We start from the raw sequence: 1765 nt of genomic DNA, 5'->3' as shown, positions 1-1765 counted from the left end.
CGCTGACACTGGCCGCCGGAAAACTCGTGCGGGTAGCGGTTGATCTGGTTGGGCAGAAGCCCGACCCGGTCCATCATCTTCTTGACGCGGGTCTTGACCTCCTCGCCCGAGAGATCGGGTTTATGGGTCCTGAGCGGCTCGGAGATGATCTGGCCCACGGTCATGCGGGGATTGAGGCTGGCCAAAGGGTCCTGAAAGACCATCTGGATATCGGCGCGGTATTTCAGCATCTCGCGCCGTGAGAGCTTCAGAAGGTCGGTCTTGCCCTGCCAGATCGCCTTGCCGGTGCCGGGCACCATATGGATCAGGGCGCGGGCGAGCGTGGACTTGCCGCAGCCGCTTTCGCCAACGATGCCCAGGGTTTCGCCCGGAAAAAGTTCGAAATTCACGCCCGAGACGGCATGCAGCAGGCGCGGTTTGGTCCAGGGCATATCGCCCGCGCGCTTCAACTCGAACGTGACGCGCAGGTCTTCAACGCGAAGCAGGGGATCGGTCATGCAAGTTCCTCCAGCGTGCGGTTGCAGGCCCGCCAGCGGTCAGGGGCAAACTGGGCGAGCGGCGCGAGATGGTCGCGGCAATCATCGCCCGCGAAATCGCAACGCGGGGCAAAGGGGCAACCCTTCGGCGCATTGGTCATGTTGGGCGGGCTGCCGGGGATGCTGTCCAGTTCCTCGCCTTCCTGATCAACGCGCGGGATCGCCCTGAGCAGGCCGCGCGTATAGGGGTGGGTGGGCATCTGAAACAGCGGATCGACGGGGCTTTGTTCCATCACCTGCCCGCCATAGAGCACCAGTACATCCTCGCAGAACCCGGCCACCACGCCGAGGTCATGGGTGATCAGGATCGTGGCCATGCCAAAATCGCGCTGAAGCTCGGCCAAGAGCGCCATGATCTGCGCCTGAACCGTCACGTCGAGCGCGGTTGTCGGTTCATCCGCGATCAGAAGCTCCGGACGGCACAGAAGCGACATCGCGATCATGACCCGCTGCCGCATGCCGCCGGAAAACTCGTGCGGGTAAAGGTCGACACGGCCCTTGGCATCGGGGATCTTGACGGCATCCAGCATGCGCACGGATTCCCTGACAGCCTCGGCCTTACCCATACCCTTGTGGTGGATCAGCACCTCGGCCATCTGGTCGGCAACGCGCATATAGGGGTTGAGCGAAGTCATCGGGTCCTGAAAGACCATCGCGATCTGGTTGGCGCGGATCGGGTTGATGACATGCGGCGGCGCGTTCAGGATTTCCTTGCCGTCGAACATTACCGATCCGGTGGCGGTGCCGTTTCTGGCCAGTAGCCCCATTATCGCAAAGGAAAGCTGGCTTTTGCCTGATCCGCTTTCGCCGACGATGCCAAGGGTTTCCCCCTTGGCGAGGGTGAAGTTCACCCCGTTCACCGCATTCACGGTTCCGTCGGTCGTGGCGAAGCTGACACCGAGGTCCCTGACTTCGAGTAGTGCCATGTCAGCGGTCCTTCGGGTCAAGTGCATCGCGCAACCCGTCGCCGACGAAGAAGAAGGCGAAGAGCGTGATGATGAAGAAGAAAAGCGGGAAGGCGAGCTGCCAATGCGTCCCGTAATTGAGCGTGCCGGCCCCTTCGGAAATCAGCGCGCCCCAGCTTGTCAGCGGTTCCTGCACGCCGAGGCCGAGGAACGAGATGAAGCTTTCCGTCAGGATCATCAGCGGCACCAGAAGCGTGGCATAGACGGCGACGACGCCCAGCAGATTCGGTACGATGTGGCGCCAGATGATGGTGAAGGTCGGAA

General features: G+C 62.2%; 3 protein-coding genes. All 3 read right to left on the bottom strand.

Going from position 1 to position 1765, the window contains the following annotated elements:
* The coding region (locus WBB85_RS22085; RefSeq protein WP_432640725.1) for an ATP-binding cassette domain-containing protein at positions 1-497 on the bottom strand (497 nt) is incomplete at its 3' end.
* A complete protein-coding gene (locus tag WBB85_RS22080; protein WP_432640724.1) occupies positions 494-1462 on the bottom strand; it encodes an oligopeptide/dipeptide ABC transporter ATP-binding protein in 969 nt (322 codons plus the stop codon). The genes WBB85_RS22085 and WBB85_RS22080, both read right to left, overlap by 4 nt.
* Before the next feature lies 1 nt (position 1463).
* The coding region (locus tag WBB85_RS22075; protein WP_432640723.1) for an ABC transporter permease subunit at positions 1464-1765 on the bottom strand (302 nt) is incomplete at its 5' end.

This window comes from Albidovulum sp. (assembly GCF_049646345.1).
In the GTDB taxonomy this organism is placed as follows: Bacteria; Pseudomonadota; Alphaproteobacteria; order Rhodobacterales; family Rhodobacteraceae; genus Albidovulum.
Note: the sequence above shows the minus strand (reverse complement) of the source record. Positions and strands in the feature narration are given on the sequence as shown.